21 protein-coding genes are annotated in these 20,222 nt (G+C 59.8%); 11 read left to right on the top strand and 10 right to left on the bottom strand.

Features of this window, described 5'->3' with window-relative positions; translation table 11 throughout:
* Positions 1 to 76: 76 nt before the first annotated feature.
* Positions 77 to 652, bottom strand: a complete 576-nt coding sequence (gene nudK, locus AC6BYQ_RS16090; RefSeq protein WP_019453874.1) for a GDP-mannose pyrophosphatase NudK — start codon at positions 650 to 652, stop codon at positions 77 to 79.
* 388 nt (positions 653 to 1,040) lie between these two features.
* Here nudK and narQ point away from each other — a divergent pair, with 388 nt between their 5' ends.
* Both narQ and AC6BYQ_RS16080 read left to right on the top strand, forming a co-directional pair.
* On the top strand, positions 1,041 to 2,717 hold the full coding sequence (gene narQ, locus AC6BYQ_RS16085; RefSeq protein ID WP_498057204.1) for a nitrate/nitrite two-component system sensor histidine kinase NarQ: 1,677 nt from the start codon (positions 1,041 to 1,043) through the stop codon (positions 2,715 to 2,717).
* Between the two features lie 161 nt (positions 2,718 to 2,878).
* Entirely contained in the window at positions 2,879 to 3,511 is a 633-nt protein-coding gene (locus AC6BYQ_RS16080) for a response regulator (protein WP_498057203.1), read from the top strand.
* A 30-nt stretch (positions 3,512 to 3,541) separates the two neighbouring features.
* On the opposite strand, the gene AC6BYQ_RS16075 is transcribed toward AC6BYQ_RS16080, so the two are convergent.
* Positions 3,542 to 3,820 carry a winged helix-turn-helix domain-containing protein gene (locus tag AC6BYQ_RS16075; RefSeq protein ID WP_004941750.1) on the bottom strand — a complete coding sequence of 93 codons (279 nt, stop codon included), beginning with the start codon at positions 3,818 to 3,820 and terminating at the stop codon, positions 3,542 to 3,544.
* Positions 3,821 to 4,111: 291 nt separating this feature from the next.
* On the opposite strand from AC6BYQ_RS16075, the gene acrD reads away from it, so the two are divergent.
* Entirely contained in the window at positions 4,112 to 7,249 is a 3,138-nt protein-coding gene (acrD, locus tag AC6BYQ_RS16070) for a multidrug efflux RND transporter permease AcrD (protein ID WP_019453878.1), read from the top strand.
* Positions 7,250 to 7,375: 126 nt separating this feature from the next.
* On the opposite strand, the gene ypfM is transcribed toward acrD, so the two are convergent.
* On the bottom strand, positions 7,376 to 7,435 hold the full coding sequence (gene ypfM, locus AC6BYQ_RS16065) for a protein YpfM (protein ID WP_100396732.1): 60 nt from the start codon (positions 7,433 to 7,435) through the stop codon (positions 7,376 to 7,378).
* A 216-nt stretch (positions 7,436 to 7,651) separates the two neighbouring features.
* Between ypfM and AC6BYQ_RS16060 the strand changes: the two genes are divergently transcribed.
* Complete coding sequence (locus tag AC6BYQ_RS16060; RefSeq protein ID WP_498057202.1) at positions 7,652 to 8,131, top strand: tetratricopeptide repeat protein; 480 nt, start codon at positions 7,652 to 7,654, stop codon at positions 8,129 to 8,131.
* A gap of 9 nt (positions 8,132 to 8,140) precedes the next feature.
* A complete protein-coding gene (locus AC6BYQ_RS16055; RefSeq protein WP_198637021.1) occupies positions 8,141 to 8,572 on the top strand; it encodes a GNAT family N-acetyltransferase in 432 nt (143 codons plus the stop codon).
* Between the two features lie 7 nt (positions 8,573 to 8,579).
* On the opposite strand, the gene AC6BYQ_RS16050 is transcribed toward AC6BYQ_RS16055, so the two are convergent.
* Positions 8,580 to 9,005, bottom strand: a complete 426-nt coding sequence (locus AC6BYQ_RS16050; protein WP_074055484.1) for a GNAT family N-acetyltransferase — start codon at positions 9,003 to 9,005, stop codon at positions 8,580 to 8,582.
* 518 nt (positions 9,006 to 9,523) lie between these two features.
* Here AC6BYQ_RS16050 and AC6BYQ_RS16045 point away from each other — a divergent pair.
* From AC6BYQ_RS16045 to AC6BYQ_RS16025, 5 genes are all read left to right on the top strand, one after another.
* On the top strand, positions 9,524 to 10,075 hold the full coding sequence (locus AC6BYQ_RS16045) for a helix-turn-helix transcriptional regulator (protein WP_019453882.1): 552 nt from the start codon (positions 9,524 to 9,526) through the stop codon (positions 10,073 to 10,075).
* 241 nt (positions 10,076 to 10,316) lie between these two features.
* On the top strand, positions 10,317 to 10,703 hold the full coding sequence (locus tag AC6BYQ_RS16040; protein ID WP_025159572.1) for an ArsC family reductase: 387 nt from the start codon (positions 10,317 to 10,319) through the stop codon (positions 10,701 to 10,703).
* A complete protein-coding gene (gene dapE, locus AC6BYQ_RS16035) occupies positions 10,700 to 11,827 on the top strand; it encodes a succinyl-diaminopimelate desuccinylase (protein ID WP_074055486.1) in 1,128 nt (375 codons plus the stop codon). Before AC6BYQ_RS16040 ends, dapE begins: the two co-directional genes overlap by 4 nt.
* Positions 11,824 to 12,498 carry a M15 family metallopeptidase gene (locus AC6BYQ_RS16030; RefSeq protein ID WP_019453885.1) on the top strand — a complete coding sequence of 225 codons (675 nt, stop codon included), beginning with the start codon at positions 11,824 to 11,826 and terminating at the stop codon, positions 12,496 to 12,498. Before dapE ends, AC6BYQ_RS16030 begins: the two co-directional genes overlap by 4 nt.
* A gap of 2 nt (positions 12,499 to 12,500) precedes the next feature.
* A complete protein-coding gene (locus AC6BYQ_RS16025; RefSeq protein ID WP_004941720.1) occupies positions 12,501 to 12,686 on the top strand; it encodes a YpfN family protein in 186 nt (61 codons plus the stop codon).
* A 30-nt stretch (positions 12,687 to 12,716) separates the two neighbouring features.
* On the opposite strand, the gene ypfH is transcribed toward AC6BYQ_RS16025, so the two are convergent.
* From ypfH to dapA, 6 genes are all read right to left on the bottom strand, one after another.
* A complete protein-coding gene (ypfH, locus tag AC6BYQ_RS16020) occupies positions 12,717 to 13,406 on the bottom strand; it encodes an esterase (protein ID WP_498057201.1) in 690 nt (229 codons plus the stop codon).
* A 120-nt stretch (positions 13,407 to 13,526) separates the two neighbouring features.
* Positions 13,527 to 15,539: a tRNA(Met) cytidine acetyltransferase TmcA gene (locus AC6BYQ_RS16015; protein ID WP_498057200.1), complete on the bottom strand. Its 2,013-nt coding sequence runs from the start codon at positions 15,537 to 15,539 to the stop codon at positions 13,527 to 13,529.
* Between the two features lie 54 nt (positions 15,540 to 15,593).
* Complete coding sequence (gene ypfJ / locus AC6BYQ_RS16010) at positions 15,594 to 16,460, bottom strand: KPN_02809 family neutral zinc metallopeptidase (RefSeq protein ID WP_074055489.1); 867 nt, start codon at positions 16,458 to 16,460, stop codon at positions 15,594 to 15,596.
* Between the two features lie 209 nt (positions 16,461 to 16,669).
* On the bottom strand, positions 16,670 to 17,383 hold the full coding sequence (purC, locus tag AC6BYQ_RS16005; protein ID WP_498057199.1) for a phosphoribosylaminoimidazolesuccinocarboxamide synthase: 714 nt from the start codon (positions 17,381 to 17,383) through the stop codon (positions 16,670 to 16,672).
* Between the two features lie 170 nt (positions 17,384 to 17,553).
* Positions 17,554 to 18,606, bottom strand: coding sequence for an outer membrane protein assembly factor BamC (bamC, locus tag AC6BYQ_RS16000; protein WP_019453890.1), 1,053 nt, complete (start codon positions 18,604 to 18,606; stop codon positions 17,554 to 17,556).
* Between the two features lie 16 nt (positions 18,607 to 18,622).
* Positions 18,623 to 19,504 (bottom strand): 4-hydroxy-tetrahydrodipicolinate synthase, encoded by an 882-nt coding sequence (gene dapA / locus AC6BYQ_RS15995; protein ID WP_029988781.1) that lies wholly within the window; start codon positions 19,502 to 19,504, stop codon positions 18,623 to 18,625.
* Positions 19,505 to 19,614: 110 nt separating this feature from the next.
* On the opposite strand from dapA, the gene AC6BYQ_RS15990 reads away from it, so the two are divergent.
* Positions 19,615 to 20,220, top strand: a complete 606-nt coding sequence (locus AC6BYQ_RS15990) for a glycine cleavage system transcriptional repressor (protein ID WP_369795937.1) — start codon at positions 19,615 to 19,617, stop codon at positions 20,218 to 20,220.
* Positions 20,221 to 20,222: the final 2 nt, after the last annotated feature.

Raw genomic sequence — 20,222 nt, 5'->3', positions numbered from 1 at the left:
CAAGGCGCAGGCGCTGCTGAAGTAAGCCGCCTGGCGTCAGCCGATAAAAAAGCCGGTCATCATGACCGGCTTTTTTTTATTCCATCACCCGATGAATCTGCAAATACTGCAGCAGCATGATGGTCTTGCCGTCTTTAATCCGGCCATCGGCGATCATCGCCACCGCTTCGCTGAACGGCAACTCGATCACCTCAATATCTTCATCTTCAATGCCGCCGCCGGCCGCACGACGCTCATCGTCATGGTATTCGGCGATAAAGAAGTGCACGATCTCGGTCACGCCGCCCGGCGACATGTAGGCTTCGAAGATTTTCTTGACCTCGCCCACCTGGAAACCGGTCTCCTCTACCGCTTCGCGGCGCGCGCACTGCTCCGGCGAATCGGCGTCCAGCAGGCCGGCGCAGGCCTCGAGCAGCATGCCGCTCTCGTTGCCGTTGACATAGGTCGGCATGCGGAACTGGTTGGTCAGCACCACCGTGCCCTTGGCGCGGTTGTACAGCAAAATGGTGGCGCCGTTGCCGCGATCGTAGACCTCGCGCATCTGCTGTACCGAACCGCCGTTTTTGCGTTTCAGATCGAACGTATACTTGTGCAGCACATACCAGTTGTCCGACAGCAGCTCTTTCTTCACATTCTCAATTTTCGACGACATGACCCTTTTCCCTTGGTTGCAACCTGAAAATCATACCGCGATTACGCCACGCAGCGGCAGGCTATTTGCAACAAAAATCGTACCGCGTCCCGCCAGCCAAGTCGGGACTTAATATCGCTTAAAATAATGAAAAATAAGTCGAGCCCAGACGCATTACATTGCATAAAACCCAGTGCGATTCGCCCCCCAAAGACAAATCGCCAGAGGAAATCGACCCGCCGCCGAAAAACAGCGGGCATTTTGCTATTCATTTGATTGTGCAACGACAATTGTTCCCGTTTTGTTGACAACTTGATACAAATCGCGGTGCATTTTAGTTGCAAAAGTTATAGTTTTGCTTTCGAATGAAACTGGCGAAGCGCCTCACCTGAGAGAGAAGGATCCTTGATTGCTTGTTAAACGTACCGTGACCGGCAGCCTGGCCAGGGCGTTGTTCGGCATCGTGATACTGTCGGTGCTCGCCACCGGGTTGGCGTTGACCGCCGTCGCCGGCAGCCAGAGCGACGCAGAAGCGATCAATATCGCCGGTTCGCTGCGCATGCAAAGCTATCGATTGGCCTACGATCTCGACCGGCAGAGCGCCGAGCTGGAGCTGCATCTGCAGCAGTACCGGCAGTCTTTGCAGGCGCCGGCGCTGCACAAGCTGACGCGCTTCTACGTGCCCGCCGAGGTGCGCGATCATTATCTGGGGCTGCAGCAAGCGTGGCAAACGATGGAGCGGCAAATCCGCGACGGACAAGCGGCCGCCTACCGGGCGGAGGTCGCCGGCCACGTCAACCGCGTCGATCATTTCGTTTCCGCCCTGCAGCGCTATTCCGAGTTGAAACTGAGCCTGGTGGCCGTCGTCAGCATACTGGGCTACGCCGCCATCATCGGGCTGGTGTTGTTCTGCATCCGCTTTATGCGCCGCCAGGTGGTTGCGCCGCTGCAGCATCTGGTCGACGCCAGCCAGCGCGTGCAGCAACGCGATTTCAGCCACCCGCCGCTGGACGTGGCGTTGCCGAACGAACTCGGCGTGCTGTCGCAAACCTTCAGCGCCATGTCGGACGAACTGGCCCGGCTTTATCAGTCGCTGGAGCTGAAAGTACAGGAAAAGACCCAGCGTCTGCAGCAGGCCAACGAAACGCTGGAGGTGCTGTATCGCTGCTCGCAAGCGCTGAGCGTGCGCCAGATCGATCAGCAGGCGTTCGAAAATGTGCTGCGCATCGTGCGCCACAGTGAACGGCTGCGCTGCATCCGGCTGAACGTCGTGGACGATCATGGCCAGTGGCAACTGAGCGAAGGAGAAGCGGCGCCGACGCAAGCCTGGGATGCGCTGCCGATCACCCAGGGCGAAAAACCGCTGGGCGAGCTGCGCTGGCAGCCCGAGGCGCACCCGCCACATCCTCAACTGATGCAAAGCCTGGCCAACATGCTGGGCCGCGGCGTCTACTTCAACCGGGCGCAGAAGCAGCACCAGTATTTGCTGTTGATGGAAGAGCGCGCGACCATTGCCCGCGAGCTGCACGATTCGCTGGCGCAGACGCTGTCATTCCTGCGCATCCAGCTGACGCTGCTCAGGCGCACCGCCGATCGGCCGGCGGCGCAGACGATCATCGACGATTTCGATCGCACGCTGGCCGATGCCTATCGCCAGCTGCGAGAATTGCTGGCCACCTTCCGCCTCAACATTCAGGAGGCGGATCTGAACGCCGCGCTGGAGCAGCTGTTGCAGCCATTAAAGGCTCTAACCACCGCACGGATTCAGTTACACTGTCGGCTGTCATCGCAGGCGCTCAACGCCCAGCAGCAGGTGCACGCGCTGCAGATCGTGCGCGAGGCGGTGCTCAACGCCGTCAAGCACGCCGGGGCGGACGAAATCGCGGTTTGTTGCGAGGTCAACGCCGCGGGCGACAACCTATTCAGCATTACCGACGACGGTTGCGGCATCGCCAACCTGGAGGAACCGGAAGGGCATTATGGTTTGACCATCATGAGCGAACGTGCAGCGCGATTGGGAGGAACGCTGCGTATCCGGCGCAGAAGCAGCGGCGGCACGGCGGTCTGCCTGACCTTTCCGCCCTGACCTCGCGGCTGTTCACCTTGCGTTACGGTTGCCGCCAGCCGGAATGCCGCCCGATCAGGTTTTCGGCGCAGATTGCCGCTATTTTTGAAGAGACAGTCCCACTGTGAAGCACGCCGCAGGGCGCGTTTGAGTGGCTTTACTTGCTACAGGGAGCATATTTCATGGTGATGAAGCAATACCGAGTCATGATCGTTGACGATCATCCGTTGATGCGGCGCGGCATCAAACAACTGCTGGGACTGGATGCGCGATTTGAGGTGGTGGCGGAGGCCGGCAACGGCAGCGAGGCGGTTGCGCTGGCGCTGCAGCACGCCCCGGACGTGATCTTGTTGGATCTGAACATGAAGGGCATGTCCGGATTGGATACGCTGCAGGCCCTGCGTGAGGAAGGCGTGGACGCACGCATCATCGTGCTGACGGTCTCCGACGCGCGCAGCGATCTGTATGCGCTGATCGACGCCGGCGCCGATGGCTACCTGCTGAAAGACAGCGAACCGGAGCAGCTGCTGGAACACATCAACGCCGCCGCCGAAGGGCAGAATGTGATCAGCGACGCCATCGCGGATTACCTGCTTGCGCGCGGCGAGCAGCGCGATCCCTTTGCCGCCCTGACCGAACGCGAGCTGGACGTGTTGCAAGAAGTGGCGCGCGGCCTGTCCAACAAGCAGGTGGCAGCGCAGCTGCATATCTCTGAAGAAACGGTGAAAGTGCACATTCGCAACATACTGCGCAAGCTGGACGTGCGTTCCCGCGTGGCGGCGACGGTGATGTACCTGGAGCAGAAGAACCAATGATCGCCCGCCCCGGCCGTGCGCCGGGGCAGCTTACTCGATGGCGCTGAGCAGCGCCTGATGATGCTGGTGCACCCAGCTCTTGTTGAACGGCCCCCAGCTTTCCAACTGATAGAAACCGTCATTATTGCGCACACCCTGCTGCACGAACTGCAGTTCGACGCCCATGCCGGGCAGCGCCTTCAGCACATCCTGCAACGTGCGGCGCGGCCAACCGGTCAGCGCCATCAACCGCGGCACATTGGGCCGCTCACTGTGGCTGATCAGCCAGCACAAATAAAGCCGACGGGCAAATACCGGGTTAATTCCCATGCCAAGCTCCTGCTGTAAAGTGAGTCCGGTTTACTTTCCGGTTCCCTGCGACGAAGGGGCGCGCAAGGCCTTTGATAGTAATAAAAATGTCTTAATAGACGGCAATAACCGGCGCCAATGCGCCAACGCGGCTTCCCGCTACCGTTATTTACACTATCTCCTTTTTTTCTCCACGCTTTACTCGGCTATCCCGAGTAAAGTGCAATAGCGCCGGAATCCTTCCCTGCCGCTGAAATGTATAATTCTGATGCGTTTTAAAGATAGAACAAGTCATAACGAGGTTCGCGCTGCATGGCCAATTTTTTTATTGATCGCCCGATTTTCGCCTGGGTACTGGCAATTATTCTTTGCCTGACCGGGGCGTTGGCGATTTTTTCTCTGCCGGTGGAACAATACCCGAATTTAGCGCCGCCGAACGTGCGCATCAGCGCAACTTACCCAGGCGCTTCGGCGCAAACGCTGGAAAACACCGTCACGCAGATCATTGAACAGAATATGACCGGGCTCGACAACATGATGTACATGTCGTCGCAGAGCACCAATACCGGTCAGGCGACCGTCACGCTGACCTTCGAAGCCGGCACCGATCCCAACGAAGCGATGCAGCAGGTGCAAAACCAGCTGCAGGCGGCGATTAAACGCCTGCCGCAGGCGGTGCAGAATCAGGGGGTTACGGTCTCCAAATCCGGCGATACCACGCTGATGATGGTGGCGTTCGTCTCCACCGACAACAGCATGGACAAGCAGGACATCGCCGATTACATCGTCTCCAACCTGCAGGATCCGCTCAGCCGCATCAACGGCGTCGGCAGCATGGACGTGTACGGTTCGCAATACGCCATGCGCATCTGGCTCGATCCCAACAAGCTCAACAGCTACCAGCTCACCACCCAGGACGTCGTCAAAGCCATTCAGTCGCAGAACGCCCAGGTGGCGGTCGGCCAGCTGGGCGGCACGCCGTCGGTCGATAAACAGGCGCTGAACGCCACCATCAACGCCCAGTCGCAGCTCCAGACGCCGGAGCAGTTCCGCCAGATCACTCTGCGGGTCAACCAGGACGGGTCGCTGGTGACGCTGGGCAACGTCGCCACTGTCGAGCTGGGCGGCGAGAACTACAACTACCTGAGCCGCTACAACGGCATGCAGGCCGCAGGCATGAACATCAAGCTGGCCTCCGGCGCCAACGAACTGCAGACCGACCAACTGGTGAAGGACAAGATCGCCGAGCTGTCGCAATACTTCCCGCACGGGCTGGAGGCCAAAGTGGCCTATGAAACCACCCCGTTCGTCAAAGCCTCGATCAAGGACGTGGTGAAAACGCTGCTGGAAGCCATCCTGCTGGTGTTCCTGGTGATGTATCTGTTCCTGCAGAACTTCCGCGCCACGCTGATCCCCACCATCGCCGTGCCGGTAGTGCTGATGGGTACCTTCGCCATCCTTTCCGCCTGCGGCTTCAGCATCAACACCCTCACCATGTTCGCCATGGTGTTGGCGATCGGCCTGCTGGTGGACGACGCCATCGTGGTGGTGGAGAACGTCGAACGCGTGATGAGCGAGGAAGGCCTGCCGCCGCGTGAAGCCACGCGTAAATCCATGGGGCAGATCCAGAGCGCGCTGGTCGGCATCGCCTTGGTGCTGTCGGCGGTGTTCGTGCCGATGGCGTTCTTCGGCGGCACCACCGGCGCCATCTATCGCCAGTTCTCCATCACTATCGTTTCCGCCATGGTGCTGTCGGTGCTGGTGGCGATGATCCTGACGCCGGCCCTGTGCGCCACGCTGCTAAAACCGATCGCCAAGGGCCATCACCACGGCAAGCGCGGCTTCTTCGGCTGGTTCAACCGCATGTTCAACCGCAACGCCGAACGCTATGAGCGCGGCGTGGGGCGGATCCTGCACGCCAGCGGCCGCTATATGGTGATTTATCTGCTGTTGCTCGGCGGTATGGCGCTGCTGTTCATCAAGCTGCCGACCTCATTCCTGCCGCAGGAGGACCGCGGCATCTTCACCGTGCAGGTGCAGTTGCCGGCGGGATCGACCCTGCAACAAACCTCCAAAGTGGTGGAAAAGGTCGAGCAGTATTTCCTCACCGAAGAGAAACAGGACGTGCTGTCAGTGTTCGCCATCATCGGCTCCGGGCCCGGCGGCAACGGCCAAAACGTGGCGCGCCTGTTCGTGCGGCTGAAAGACTGGGATCTGCGCACCTCGGGCGCCAACAGCTCGTTCGACATCATCGACCGCGCCACGCTGGCATTCAACAAGATTAACGAAGCCCGGGTGATCGCCAGCAGCCCGCCGGCTATCACCGGCCTCGGCAACTCCTCCGGCTTCGATATGGAGTTGGAAGACCACGCCGGCCTCGGCCACGCCAAGCTGATGGCGGCGCGCGATCAGCTGCTGCAGCTGGCGGCGCAAAACCCGCTGCTGTCGCGCGTGCGCCACAACGGCCTGGACGACAGCCCGCAGCTGCAAATCGATATCGATCAGCGCAAGGCCCAGGCGCTGGGCGTATCGATCGACGACATCAACAACACCCTCTCCACCGCCTGGGGCTCGACCTACGTCAACGACTTCGTCGATCGCGGCCGGGTGAAAAAAGTCTATGTGCAGGCTGCGGCGCCGTTCCGCATGCTGCCGGATGACATCAACAAATGGTATGTGCGCAACAGCGCGGGCGGCATGGTGCCGTTCTCGGCCTTCGCCACCTCACACTGGGAGTACGGTTCGCCGCGGCTGGAGCGTTATAACGGCAGCTCGGCGCTGGAGATTGTCGGCGAGGCGGCCAACGGCGTCAGCACCGGCACCGCCATGGCGGAAATGGAGAAACTGGTCAGCCAACTGCCGACCGGCTTTGGTCTGGAATGGACAGCGATGTCCTATCAGGAACGGCTGTCCGGCTCGCAGGCGCCGGCGTTGTATGCCATCTCGCTGCTGGTGGTGTTCCTGTGCCTGGCGGCGCTGTACGAGAGCTGGTCGATACCGTTCTCGGTGATGCTGGTGGTGCCGCTGGGGGTGATCGGCGCAGTCGCCGCCACCTGGTTGCGAGGGCTGGAGAACGACGTCTATTTCCAGGTCGGCCTGTTGACCATCATTGGGCTGTCGGCGAAAAACGCCATTCTGATCGTCGAGTTCGCCAATGAGCTGAACCATAAAGGGCAGGATCTGATGTCGGCAACGCTCGACGCGTCACGCATGCGTCTGCGGCCGATCCTGATGACCTCACTGGCGTTCATCTTCGGCGTGCTGCCGATGGCCACCAGCAGCGGCGCCGGTTCCGGCAGCCAGCATGCGGTCGGCACCGGGGTGATGGGCGGCATGATCTCCGCCACCCTGCTGGCGATTTTCTTCGTGCCACTGTTCTTTGTGCTGGTGCGGCGCCGCTTCCCGGGTAAAGCGCATCCGGCCACCACGACAACCGCCGCCGGCGAGTGATCGGCGGCGCATAAAAAAAGCAGCGTCGGGTTACCGATGCTGCTTTTTTTCGAACGATAATCTCGTTCCCAAGGTGTTTCAGTGACTTTCCAATGACTCAACCTTGCCATCTGCTTCAACGCTGTGTCAGTTGCCCAACATCTCATCAATGAAGTCTTTCCAGTTTCCTAATTCACGATCAACCATAATACTTTACAACCTCAATTATTTGACGAAGCGGATTCTACGCCTGTTTTTTGACCATGTGAAGGGAAACGGGAACGATGCCGGGCCCGAAAACCGGGGTTAGCGCACATTTTCGTATTTATCTGATCAATGTGCAGTGCAGCTATTCCCTTGTGATATCAATTTCTCCACGATAGCGTGTAAAAGGTATAAAAATACGCCAATGGAGCCCAGTTCATGTCCACTTCTTTGTCTCTCTTAGAGTTAAAAACGCAGGGGCGCTATCAGGAAGCCACTGCGCTGGCGTTACGGCAACTGGCGGCGGAGCCGGAAGCGGCAACGCTGCACTTTCAGTTGGCCTGCCTGTATGACGTGCAGGGCCTGGAGCAACAGGCCATCCCCCACTACCTCGCGGCGCTGGCTCGCGATTTGCCGTCCGCCCAGCGCCGTGAAGCCTGGCTGGGTCTCGGCAGCACTTACCGCGCTCTGGGTGAATATCCGGCTTCGCTGCGCGCTTTCGACGACGGCCTGAGCGAGTTCCCGCTGGCCAAAGAGCTGATGCTGTTTCGCGCCATGACCCGGTACAACCTGGGGGACGGTAAACAGGCCGTGGCCGATCTGTTGCTGCTGTTGGCGGAAACCTCGTCAGATGCCGACATCCGCAGTTATCAACGCGCCATTCGGCACTATGCCGCCGATCTCAGTCTTATTGGTTAGAGGGAAACGATGGAAATCATCACGGATATGAGCCGCCGCGCCGTCGACTGGCAACGGCTGTGTGAATTGCTGGAGGCTGCCGGGCTGGGCAAACGCGATCCTCATACGCTGCAACGCGTTTACCAGCACAGTCAGTTTTGCTATTGGGGATTTATCGGCGATGAGCTGATAGCCACTGCGCATGCCATCAGCGATCTGACATCGGTCGCCTATCTGGCCGACGTGGCGATCGATCCGCGCTTTCAGGGGCAGGGGTTGGGGCGCCGGTTGATGGATCGGGTGATGCAAGATCTGGCGCCGCTCGGCAAGATATTCATCTATTCGGTGCCGGAAAAACTGGCTTTCTATAAGAAGTACGGCTTTCACGATTTAACCACCGGCATGGTGTATGCGGACGGCGCCTCGCTGCAGCGTCTGCAACAGGGGGGCTACGTGCGTTAAGCGCGCATCACAGCGTTTTGGTCATAAACACCCGGCTGGTACCCGGCGGCAGGCATGGCACCTCCCCCATTCGCCGCCAGCCATGCCGGTGATAAAAGCCCGGCGCCTGAAAACTGATGGTGTACAACACGGCGGAAAGGCAACCCCGACGGCGCCCTTCCTGCTCGAAACGGCGCAACAGTTCGCTGCCCACCCCCGCGCCGCGCAGCGCCTCCGGCAGATAAAAGAGCTCAAGAAACAGCAAGCCCAGCGAGGATCGTCCGGTAATCCCGCCCAGGACTTCACCGCTGTCGGGATCTTTTATCACCACCGCCAGCGGCTGGCGATCGCCGTAGCCGATATATTCATCGTTAAAACGGTCCAATCCGTCCGCAATACAGGACGTTATTTCCGATGTTACCCGATCGGAAATTTCGATATGGTATTCTTTCACGCCAACTCTCCGTATCAATCAACTGCGTTTGCGTTCCGATCGCAGCTTAAAACATCGCATTCTCTTTGTTTAGATTTATCTTCGCGTCAATTTTGGCGGCATTACCTTATCTCCATAGCCAACGATTAAAATAAAGCCGCTATCGTCGGTAAAAACAAGAAACTTCTTAGTTATTAACCCATTAAGGCAGTGATTGCCACCCTTGACGATCGATAAAAACGATCGAATCAAAAATAATGATAGTCAATCCCTATGTTAATTCCTTTTAATCCTCGGGGTATTAATAGAGGATTTCTATTCTGTTGAGCGTTTCCCGAGCAGAGTATTGATTAAAAATAAAATTTACTCTTTATAAATCATGGTAGTATATGAGGCTTACCTTGCTTGCCGCGTCCGAGGAGGCGTCTCTGCCTGCGGCGCCAGAACAATTCAATATGAAATTATTTATATTATTTATTTTTTTATGTTTTAAGATATCAATCCTCACCGGGAAATAGAAAGTAAAGGATTATAATAAAATGGAAATTGATATTTTCAGCGAGTGTACCTATACCGCCATCGGCATCCGGCAGCTTATCACCCAAACCTGGGGAGAAAAACGTGCGCCTGCCGGCTTTAACCGCAAAAAGGTCTGCTTTATCGATGTCACCCTCGACAATTTTGAAGCGCGCTACCGCGACGAATATGCCAACCCTAACACCTATAAAATAGTCATTATCACCGACTGTCCACATGAAATGGTTATTGTCGACAGAAAGACCATTATATTATCAAACCTTATATCATTGAGCCGCTTCAGCCACCTGATCGGCGACTTATATAAGCGTTACAGCCACTATACCGAGCCGCCGCAACTCTCTCAGCGCGAGTCGCTGTTCCTCTCGGAATGGTCGACGGGAAAATCGCTGAGCGACATCAGCCATGCCATGAATATCCAAAGCAAAACCGCCAATCATTACAAATCGCGAATCATGAAAAAACTCGGCGCCAGCCGAATAAAACCGCTGTTGCATATTACCCGCGTACGGTGTTTAACCGATCGTTTAAACATAAGAATAAATAAAGAGTAGCCTTCTCTCCCTCAGCTCCGTCCATACGGCTGGGCCTTTCGCCGGCGCCTTTCACTAGCGCCGTCGGCGAAGGCAGCCGTGTAACCGCGTCGCCGGCCTCATCAATCGCACTACGGGCGCATCGTTGCTGGATCTCGTCGCTGCTTTACTGGCATTATCTCTGCTATCGCCGGGCGGCGAGAGGGCCAAAGATCGCGCCCGCCGCTCAGTATCGACTCGACGAGACAGGTAGCTTTACGCCATGGCAAATAAACCGCAACAGACAACGCTGACGATGTACGGCATCAAAAACTGCGACACCATCAAAAAAGCCCGCCGCTGGCTGGAAGATCAGGGCGTGGCCTATCATTTTCACGACTACCGCGCCGACGGCCTGGACGAACAACGGCTACGCGGCTTCGTCGCACAACTGGGCTGGGAGCCGCTGCTCAATACTCGCGGCACCACCTGGCGCAAGCTGGATGAAGCGCAGCGCAACGCCTGCGATAACGCCGATGCCGCCATCGCGCTGATGCTGGCGCAGCCGGCCATCATCAAACGCCCGCTGCTGGACGCCGGCGACGGGCGCGCCCTGCTCGGCTTCAACGCCGACGCTTATCAGCAATTTATCGCCGAGGTTGCCGTATGACTTGCCCGGTTATCGAACTGGCCCAGCAGTTGATCAAACGCCCTTCTCTCAGCCCAAATGATGAAGGCTGCCAGCAGCTGATGATTGAACGTCTGCAGGCAATCGGCTTCACCGTCGAGGCGATGGACTTCGAAGACACCCAAAACTTCTGGGCATGGCGCGGCGAAGGACAAACCCTGGCGTTCGCCGGGCACACCGACGTGGTGCCGACTGGCGACGAAAAACGCTGGGATAACCCGCCGTTTGAACCGGCGATCCGCGACGGCATGCTGTATGGCCGTGGCGCAGCGGACATGAAAGGGTCATTGGCCGCGATGGTAGTGGCGGCGGAACGCTTTGTCGCCGCTAATCCGCATCATCAGGGCCGCCTGGCTTTTCTGATCACCTCAGATGAAGAGGCCAGCGCCACCCACGGCACGGTTAAAGTGGTTGAAACGCTGATGGCGCGCAACGAGCGATTGGATTACTGCCTGGTCGGTGAGCCGTCCAGCACCGAGCGCGTCGGCGACGTGGTGAAGAACGGCCGTCGCGGTTCGATCACCGCCAACCTGCATATCCACGGCGTACAGGGGCACGTTGCCTATCCGCATCTGGCGGACAACCCGGTGCACCGCGCCATGCCGGCGCTGAATGAACTGGTGGCGATCGAATGGGATCGCGGCAACGAGTTCTTCCCGCCAACCAGCATGCAGATCGCCAACGTGCAGGCCGGCACCGGCAGCAACAACGTGATCCCGGGCGATCTCTATGTCCAGTTCAACTTCCGTTTCAGCACCGAACTCACCGATGCGATGATCAAACAGCGCGTGGAAGAGCTGCTGGAACGCCATCAGCTGAATTACAGCATCGAATGGCGCCTGTCCGGCCAACCCTTCCTCACCTCGCGCGGCGCGCTGGTGGATGCGGTGGTCAACGCCGTCGAGCACTATTCAGAATTGACGCCGCAGCTGCTGACCACCGGTGGCACCTCCGATGGCCGCTTCATCGCGCAAATGGGCGCGCAGGTGGTGGAGCTGGGGCCGGTCAACGCCACCATCCACAAGGTCAACGAATGCGTCAACGCCGCGGATCTGCAGCTGCTGAGCCGCATGTATCAACGCATCATGGAGCAATTGGTCGCATGATCACCGCAGAGATGCTCACTGGCCGCTCGACCGAACACCTGACGCCGCTGAGCGGCAACCATCGGCTGCAGCCGCAGGCGGCCAACGCCTTCCTGGCGATGCAGCAGGCGGCGCGCGCGGCGGGATTCGATCTCCAGCCCGCCAGCACCTTCCGCGATTTCGATCGGCAACTGGCTATCTGGAATGGCAAATTCTGCGGCCAGCGGCCAGTATTAGATAAGGACAGCCGGCCGATCGACGTCGCGCCGCTGTCCGCCGCCGAGCGCTGTGAGGCAATCCTGCGCTGGTCGGCCCTGCCGGGCGCCAGCCGCCACCACTGGGGCAGCGATCTGGACGTGTACGACCCGTCGCTGCTGCCGGAAGGGCAAAAGCTGCAGCTGGAGCCGTGGGAATATGAGGAAGGCGGTTATTTTGCGCCGCTCAACCAATGGCTGACGGCGCATATGGCCGAGTTCGGTTTCTACCGTCCCTTTACCGAAGACTGCGGCGGCGTGGCGGTGGAACCGTGGCATCTGAGCTACCGGCCGCTGGCACAAGAGGCCGAACATTTGCTGACCCCGGCGCTGTTGCTGGCGGCCTGGCAAGACAAGGAGGTCGCCGGTGCCGAATGGCTCGAACGCCATCTGCCATCGATTTTTTCGCGTTTCATACGCAGTGAAGGAAAGGAGTAGCTATGCAATGGTTAGCTGATTACTGGTGGATTATCCTGCTGGTTCTGGTGGGGATGGTCGTCAGCGGCATCAAGGAACTGCGCCGCGTTGACGTCAAAAGCTATCTGGCCAACAAGCCGGAGATACCGCCGCACCGCGACAACAACGCCCAGTGGGATGACGAAGACGACTGGCCGAAAAAGAAATGACAACAGGGCGCTCATCGGCGCCCTGAGTTTTTAACGGAAGGCGATCAGCTCGCCGCGCTTGCCGGACAACGCCTCGTCCCAGTAGCGCTGCGGCACATAGTAATGCAGCCTTTCCAACGCGGCGTTCATCATGTCCTGATTGATCGCATGCCCGACGTTCTCTTCCACGTCCAGCGTGAAATCCACGCCGTTGGCCCGTAACGCATCTGCCGCCGCGTGAGCGTGTTGCACCGCGATCACCGCATCCTCCTCGCCGTGGATCAAATGCACCACGCTGTCGCCGAAAGCCTGTTCAGGCAGCCGGGCGAAACGCCCGCTGAACGCCACCACGCGCCCGGCCAGCCGGGTTTCGGCTTTCAACGCCTCCAGCGCCATGATCGCCCCCTGCGAGAACCCCACCAGAGCAGTACCGGCATAGCCCACGCCGCTCAGCTGCTGCCAATGACGCACCACGGCCACAAACTGCGGCATCACTTCAGCGATGCGCGCCGCTCGGTTCTCTTCGGTCACATCCTGCACCGAAAACCACTGGCGCCCGGCGCCGTTGCCGAAAGCGTCGGGGCCACCGATGCTCACCACCTGTGCCTGGGGAAAATCTTTGGCGAAATAGCGGCCGACCTCTCCCATTGCCACCGGGTTGTCGCCGACACCGTGAAACAGCAAGATCAGCTGCGCCGCCGGGGTTGCCGGGCTTTGGACAACGAAATGCTCATGTTTCATCGATGACTCCTTAATAGTAATCAAATCTGGCGCAGCGACAGTCGTCGCCGCACCGCTGACAGCTACTATACGCCGCTGAGAAATCGGGAAAATCGGGTTTTATTGAGCGAGTTCTTCAATTTATTGCAACGACTGCGACCAGTCGCGCCAGTAGCGGCAGTGCTGCGCATTCAGCTGCTCCAGCGCCTGCGCCGTTTCGTGTCGCCAGTGGCGCAGCAAGGCTTTCTGGCCGTTGACGCCCGCCTGCTCCGCGCAGGTCGCCGGAGATTGCCGCCGCTGCAGGTGGCCGCGCAGCGCAGGCAGCGGCAGGTTGCTGGCCAACAGCAAGCGCTGCAACGCCCCCAGGCTGGCTTCGAGCGGCCGATGGGCGAAGGCGAAACCGGCCAGTTCGCGCCAGTCCTCTTCGCCGAGCGACGTGTCGCCGTCATCGCCCGGGATCGCCAGCACGAGTTCGACACGCTGCCGCAGCCAGGGCCAGTCGCGCGCCAGGTGCTTGTGCGCCGCATGTCGCAGCGCCTCCCCTTGCTCGCTCAAGGGCAAGATGGCCATCGCGGTATAGCACCCGCTGCTGGCCTCCGGCTTGCTGCCGATGCGCACCAGCTCGAACCCGCAGGATTGCCAAAAGCGCCATAGCGGCTCGGTATAGCCGAAGCTGACCGACAGAAAATCCAGCCCCTGCGCCTGGTGGCGTTGCCGCTCGACCAGCTGACGCGCAATGCCCTGTCGCCGCAACGCCGGCAGCGTCGCGATGCGGGTAATGCGCCGTGAGCGCAGCGTCGGCGCCCACCATTGTCCGCCATGGGCCGCCAACGACTGCGCCACCAGATTGCCGCGCGGCCGGCGCCGGCCGGCCCACACCTCGTGCGCCAACTCGGCGCTCAATCCGCCTTCGTCCACCAGCCACACGGCGCCGACCACCTCCAGCCCGGCCTGCGCCAGCCCGAAATGCATGCCGGGCGCGTCCATCAGCCGGCGCAAATCCAGCGGCGAGGTGCGGTAATGCGCGCTGCTCAGCAACGCGTAGAAGCGCGCCAGCCGCTGCGGCTCGGCGCACAGCTCAGGCTGTTCCGCCTGGCTGTAATGGATCGCCTGGCCATCCGCCGGCCAGACGGGCAGTTCGTTGAACAACAGCGCATTGTCCGTTACCCGCTCCAGCGCATCACCCTGCGCCCAGCGCATCGGCTGTTGCAGACTCAGTGGCTGGTAGGACGGCAGCCCGGCGCAAAATTTCAGTAAAAAACCACGGCCGGTACCTTCATAGCCCTGCACCGTGGTGGTTAACAGCACGCGCGGGAAATAGCCGATCAGCTGCTGCAACAGCGGCGCGGGGATCGCCGCCGCCTCATCCACCAGCAGCCACCCCACGGCGCTGACGTCCCCCTCCCGGCACTGCGCCAACAAAGCATCGGGAGCCCAAAACTGCGCGCGCCCCTGCGCCCATTCCCCAGCCACCTGCGTAGCGGCGCGGCTCGGCCCGGTGATCCAGCAGATCAACGGCGACTGCGCCACCAGCATGCCGGCCAGCGTCGATTTGCCGCGGCCGCGGGCGGCGGTCAACACCCATACGCCGGACTCGGCCTGCAGCAGCGTCGTCAGTATCGCCCGTTGTTCGTCGGTCGGTTGGCCATCCGGCGGCCGCCAGTCCGCGCGCGCCGGCAGCGCGGCCAGCGCCAGAGGCGCATCCTGCCGCCAGACCGTCACTTCGCTGTCGTCAGCCAGATGGTGCTGCAGATGGTGAATGAAATGCGGAGTGGTGATCGGCTGCGGACAATCGCTCCAGCGCAGGCTGTCGCCGTCCGGCTGCTGCGGCCATTGCCGCCAGGGCGGCGTCAGCAGCAGCAGCCAGCTGCCGGCGCGCAGCGCGCCGCACAGCGCCGCCAACGCTTCCACGTCCAGCGACTGGCCGGCGTCGAACACCGCGTGCAGCCGCTCTTGCCCCAGCAATTGGCGCACCGCGCCGCTCGCCAAAGCCGCCTGACCGGGCGGCGGGTTTTCCCCCACCCACGGCCAGTCGCCCGGCAGCGTCGCCACCAGCCGCTGCGCCTGTTCGCGGCACCAGTCGGGCTCACCGCTGAGCACCAGCAGGCGCCGGATGCCCTGCTGCCGCATGAGTTGTTGCGCTGCCTGTAACATAAGGCTATCTCAATCCGAAAAAAATGCCGGAGTCAGGCTCCGGCACTTGAGGCGTTAACGGGATGCGAAGGTGTTGCAGGTATTGGGATCGCCGCTGTCGAAGCCCTGTTTAAACCAGGTGTAGCGCTGCTGCGAGGTGCCGTGGGTGAAGCTGTCCGGCACCACGCGCCCCTGGCTCTGCTGCTGCAGGCGATCGTCGCCAATCGCCTGCGCCGCGTTCAGCGCCGCCTGCAGGTCGCCCTCTTCCAGCATCTGCTGTTTCTCGGCGTATTTGCCCCACACGCCGGCAAAGCAGTCCGCCTGCAGCTCCATTTTCACCGACAGACGGTTTACTTCCGCCTGGCTGGCGCCCTGCTGCATCTGGCGCACCTTCGGCTCGATGCCCAACAGGTTCTGCACGTGGTGGCCGACTTCGTGCGCCACCACATACGCCTGGGCGAAATCACCGCCGGCGCCCAGCTTGGTCTTCATATCCTGATAGAAAGACAGATCGATATACACCGTTCTGTCGCCCGGGCAGTAGAACGGCCCCATCGCCGCCTGACCGGTGCCGCAGCTGGTGCGCGTCACGCCGCGGTACATCACCAGCTTCGGCGGTTGATAGGTTTTGCCCATGCGCTGGAAAATCTCTTTCCAGTTATCCTCGGTCGAGGCCAGCACCACCGAGGTGAACTTGGCCAGTTCATCATCTTTCGGACTGATGTTGGCGCTCTGTTGTTGACCCTGCGGTGCGACGTTGCCGCCGTTCAGCAGCGGCGACAGATCGATGCCGTAGTAGCCGGCCACCAGCACCACCACCAGAATGACGATGCCGCCCTTGCCCCCCACCGGCACGCGGAAACCGCCGCCGCCGCCCAAACCTGAAGACTGCCCGCGACGATCCTCAACATTGTCGCTTTCCCGACGCCCTTGCCAACGCATAAATACACTCCAGATATTTCCCCTGCTCGTTGAAGTTGCGCCGCGATCGTAAACGCAAAGGCAGCTTCAAGCCTGAGTGGGATAGGTTTTAGTCATCTCGCATCCATCATTATAAATGGTCTGCCGCAGAGGAAATGTAGAAATTTTCTGGAAAAACGCAGAATAGCGGGACGATCCGGCCGGATCGCCCCGAATGGCGGTGCCAACGCTTAGTCGAGCTTCACGCCGATGCGGCGCGCCACTTCTTCATAGGCCTCGATCAGGCCGCCCAGGCTTTGACGGAAGCGGTCTTTGTCCATCTTGTCCAGGGTGTTTTTGTCCCACAGGCGGCTGCCGTCTGGCGAGAATTCATCGCCCAGCACCACTTCGCCATTGAACAGGCCGAATTCCAGCTTGAAGTCGACCAGGATCAGGCCGGCGTCGTCGAACAGCTGGGTCAATACCTCGTTGGCGCGGTAGCTCAGCTCACGCATGCGTGCCAGATGCGCCTTGCTGACCCAGCCGAAGGTTTCGCAGTAGGATTCGTTGACCATCGGATCGTGCATGGCGTCGTTTTTCAGGAACAGATCGAACAGCGGCGGGTTCAGCACCAGACCTTCTTCAATGCCCAGACGCTTCACCAGCGAACCGGCGGCGCGGTTGCGGATCACGCATTCCACCGGCACCATGTCCAGTTTCTTCACCAGCACTTCGTTGTCGGACAGCAGACGCTCCATCTGGGTCGGGATGCCGGCTTCTTCCAGCTTGCTCATGATGAAATGGTTGAACTTGTTGTTCACCATGCCTTTGCGATCGAACTGCTCAATGCGCTGACCATCCAGTGCTGACGTATCGTTGCGGAACTCCAACACCAACAGATCGGGATTCTCGGTGGTGTAAACGGTTTTTGCCTTTCCGCGATACAGCTCAGCTAGCTTTTGCATCTTACTTACTCCAGTGATGTATCCCCGTTGTCTCCCGAGCGCGGCCCGAAATTAGGGGGTATAGAATTGACCTAATGAATTCTTTGGCGTGCCGGACACTATTGTGCCAAACCTGCGACGCAAACGATACCGTATAGACAAAACAAAAAGGGGCCGAGGCCCCTTTTTGATTATTTAACGCTGGTTTTACTGAAGGCAGACTGGAATGCCGCCACCAGTGCGTCGTTTTTCGACTGGGTGAGCGGTTTGCCTTTCGGATCGATAAATTGCAGGCTGGTGCGGTTGTTGAGATCGCCGACCTGCAGTTTGTAATCGCCTTCCGCCAGTTCAGGATCCTTGACGCCCAACGCATCCCAATCGCTGCTGCTCAGGGACTTGTAGGTCACGGCGACGGTGCCCTGCGGACGGCTGCGGTCACCCACTTTCATCCCCAGTTTTTCGAGCGCCGCCGGCAGGCGATCCCACACTACGGTGTACGGGCCGCGCACCACCAGCATCGGCAGGCCGGTGTCATCGGCGCCGCTCTGCACGTCCAACGCGCCGAAGCGGCTGGCCGTCTGGCTGCTCGCCAGGTTGTCCTGCTTGTCCAGGCCTTCGATCAGGGTGTTGATCATCATGCCGTTGTAGCGCTGGATCTCAGACTGATCGGTCACCTGCTCGGTCTTGCCCTGCTGCTGCAGGCCAACGCTTTTCACCACCAGCGCCTGCTGGTAGCCCTGTTGCTGCACGCTGATCTGATAACGGCCTTCGTACTGGTTGTCTTCGTCCAGACGGTTCCACTTCACCCAGTCGGTGGTCAGGGTCTGACCGGCGTCCTGGCGGGAAGCGATCGCGATGTTCTTCGCCTGCAGCAGGCTGACCACGCGCGACCACAGGTTCTGGTTCTGCGGGCTGTTTTCCAGCAGCAGCGTGCCGCTGTCGCCGGCGTACTGCGCGCGCGAACCGCTCAGCAGCGCCAACGGCTGCACCGGCGGACGAATGTCCAGTTGCTTGCCGACGTTGCCTTGCAGCGTCGTGGCGGGAACGTCATAGTTGCCGCTCTGCACCGGCAGGATCATGCCGGACGGCGCGTTCAGCGCCTTGAGCGGAGCCGCGTCGAGGTAAGCCTCGTCGCCGCTGACCTGGCGCTTGTAGCGCTGATCGCTGCTGCAGGCCGCCAGCATCATCACCAAAGAGATGCCCACTACTTTTGCTACCGTCGACTTTTGCAATGAATAAGCCATCAAATTTCCCTTAGAGTTACAGCAAACCGACGCTTTTCAGCGCGCGCTCCACCACCGGGCGGGCGGCTTCGCTCAACGGCGTCATCGGCAGACGCAGCGTATCGGTTGCCATCAATCCCAACGCCTTACAGGCCCACTTCACCGGAATTGGGTTTGCTTCTACAAATAGATCCTGATGCAACGGCATCAAGCGCTGATTTAAGCGGCGCGCTTCGGCAAATTTGCCCTGCGCCGCCAGCGCGCAAAGTTGCGCCATCTCGCGCGCGGCCACGTTGGCCGTCACGGAAATCACCCCTTTGCCGCCCAGTTGCATGAAGTCCAGCCCGCTGGCGTCGTCGCCGCTCAGCAAAATGAAGTCTTCATCGTCAACCAGCACTTGGATCTGACTAACGCGACTTAAGTTCCCCGTCGCTTCTTTTACAGCAACAATATTCTTGATTTTCGCCAGCCGAGCGATGGTCGGCGGCAGCATGTCGCAGCCAGTGCGCGAAGGCACGTTGTACAGGATCTGCGGCAGCTCGGTGCTCTCGGCGATCGCCTTGAAGTGCTGATACAGCCCTTCCTGCGTCGGCTTATTGTAGTACGGCGTCACCGTCAGACAGCCCACCACGCCGGTGTTGGCGAAGCGGGTGGTGAGCGCGATGGCTTCGGCGGTGGCGTTGGCGCCGGTGCCGGCGATCACCGGGATGCGGCCGTCGGCCAGCTCCAGCGTCTGCAGCACCACGTCAACGTGCTCGTCATGGGCAAGCGTTGCGGACTCGCCGGTGGTCCCTACGGAAACGATCGCCGCGGTGCCACTGGCTACATGATAATCGATCAATTTTTTTAGGCTCGCGCGATCGACAGCACCTTTGTCGTCCATCGGCGTAACCAGTGCAACAATACTTCCCGTAAACATTGGCCGTCCCCTCCACAAACAAGTCACTCATGGTACTTTTGCTGCCTATCCAAAAGCAAGCGCACAACCGCGTTGTAAGCGCTTGGCAGGCGGTTTTTTTTATGTTTACCATGGTAACCCCATTAAGCACGACAGGAAGCGCCATTTTGCCTCAGTCAGACGAACACTATCTCGTGATTACCGCGCTCGGCGCCGACCGCCCCGGAATCGTCAATACCATCACCCGCCACGTCAGCAGTTGCGGATGCAATATCGAAGATAGCCGTCTGGCCATGCTGGGAGAGGAGTTCACGTTCATCATGCTGCTGTCCGGCAGCTGGAACGCCATCACCCTGATCGAATCCACCCTGCCGCAAAAAGGCGCGGAGCTGGAGCTGCTGATCGTGATGAAACGCACAAACTCGCACGAAAGGCCGCCGATGCCGGCCACGGTGTGGGTACAGGTTGAAGTGAAGGACTCGCCGCACATCATCGAACGTTTTACCGATCTGTTCGACTCCAGCCAGATGAACATCGCCGAGCTGGTATCGCGCACGCAGCCGGCGGACGGCGACCTGCCGCCGCAGCTGTATATCCAAATCACCGCCCACAGCTCCGGCGATCGGGACGCCTCAAATATTGAGCAAGCCTTCCATCGCCTATGTACAGAATTGAACGCGCAAGGCAGTATTAGCGTGGTGAACTATCCACAGCATGATGAAAAAGATGGAGAGTAGTG

This window comes from Serratia sp. LTN-2 (genome assembly GCF_059740205.1).
Note: the sequence above shows the minus strand (reverse complement) of the source record. Positions and strands in the feature narration are given on the sequence as shown.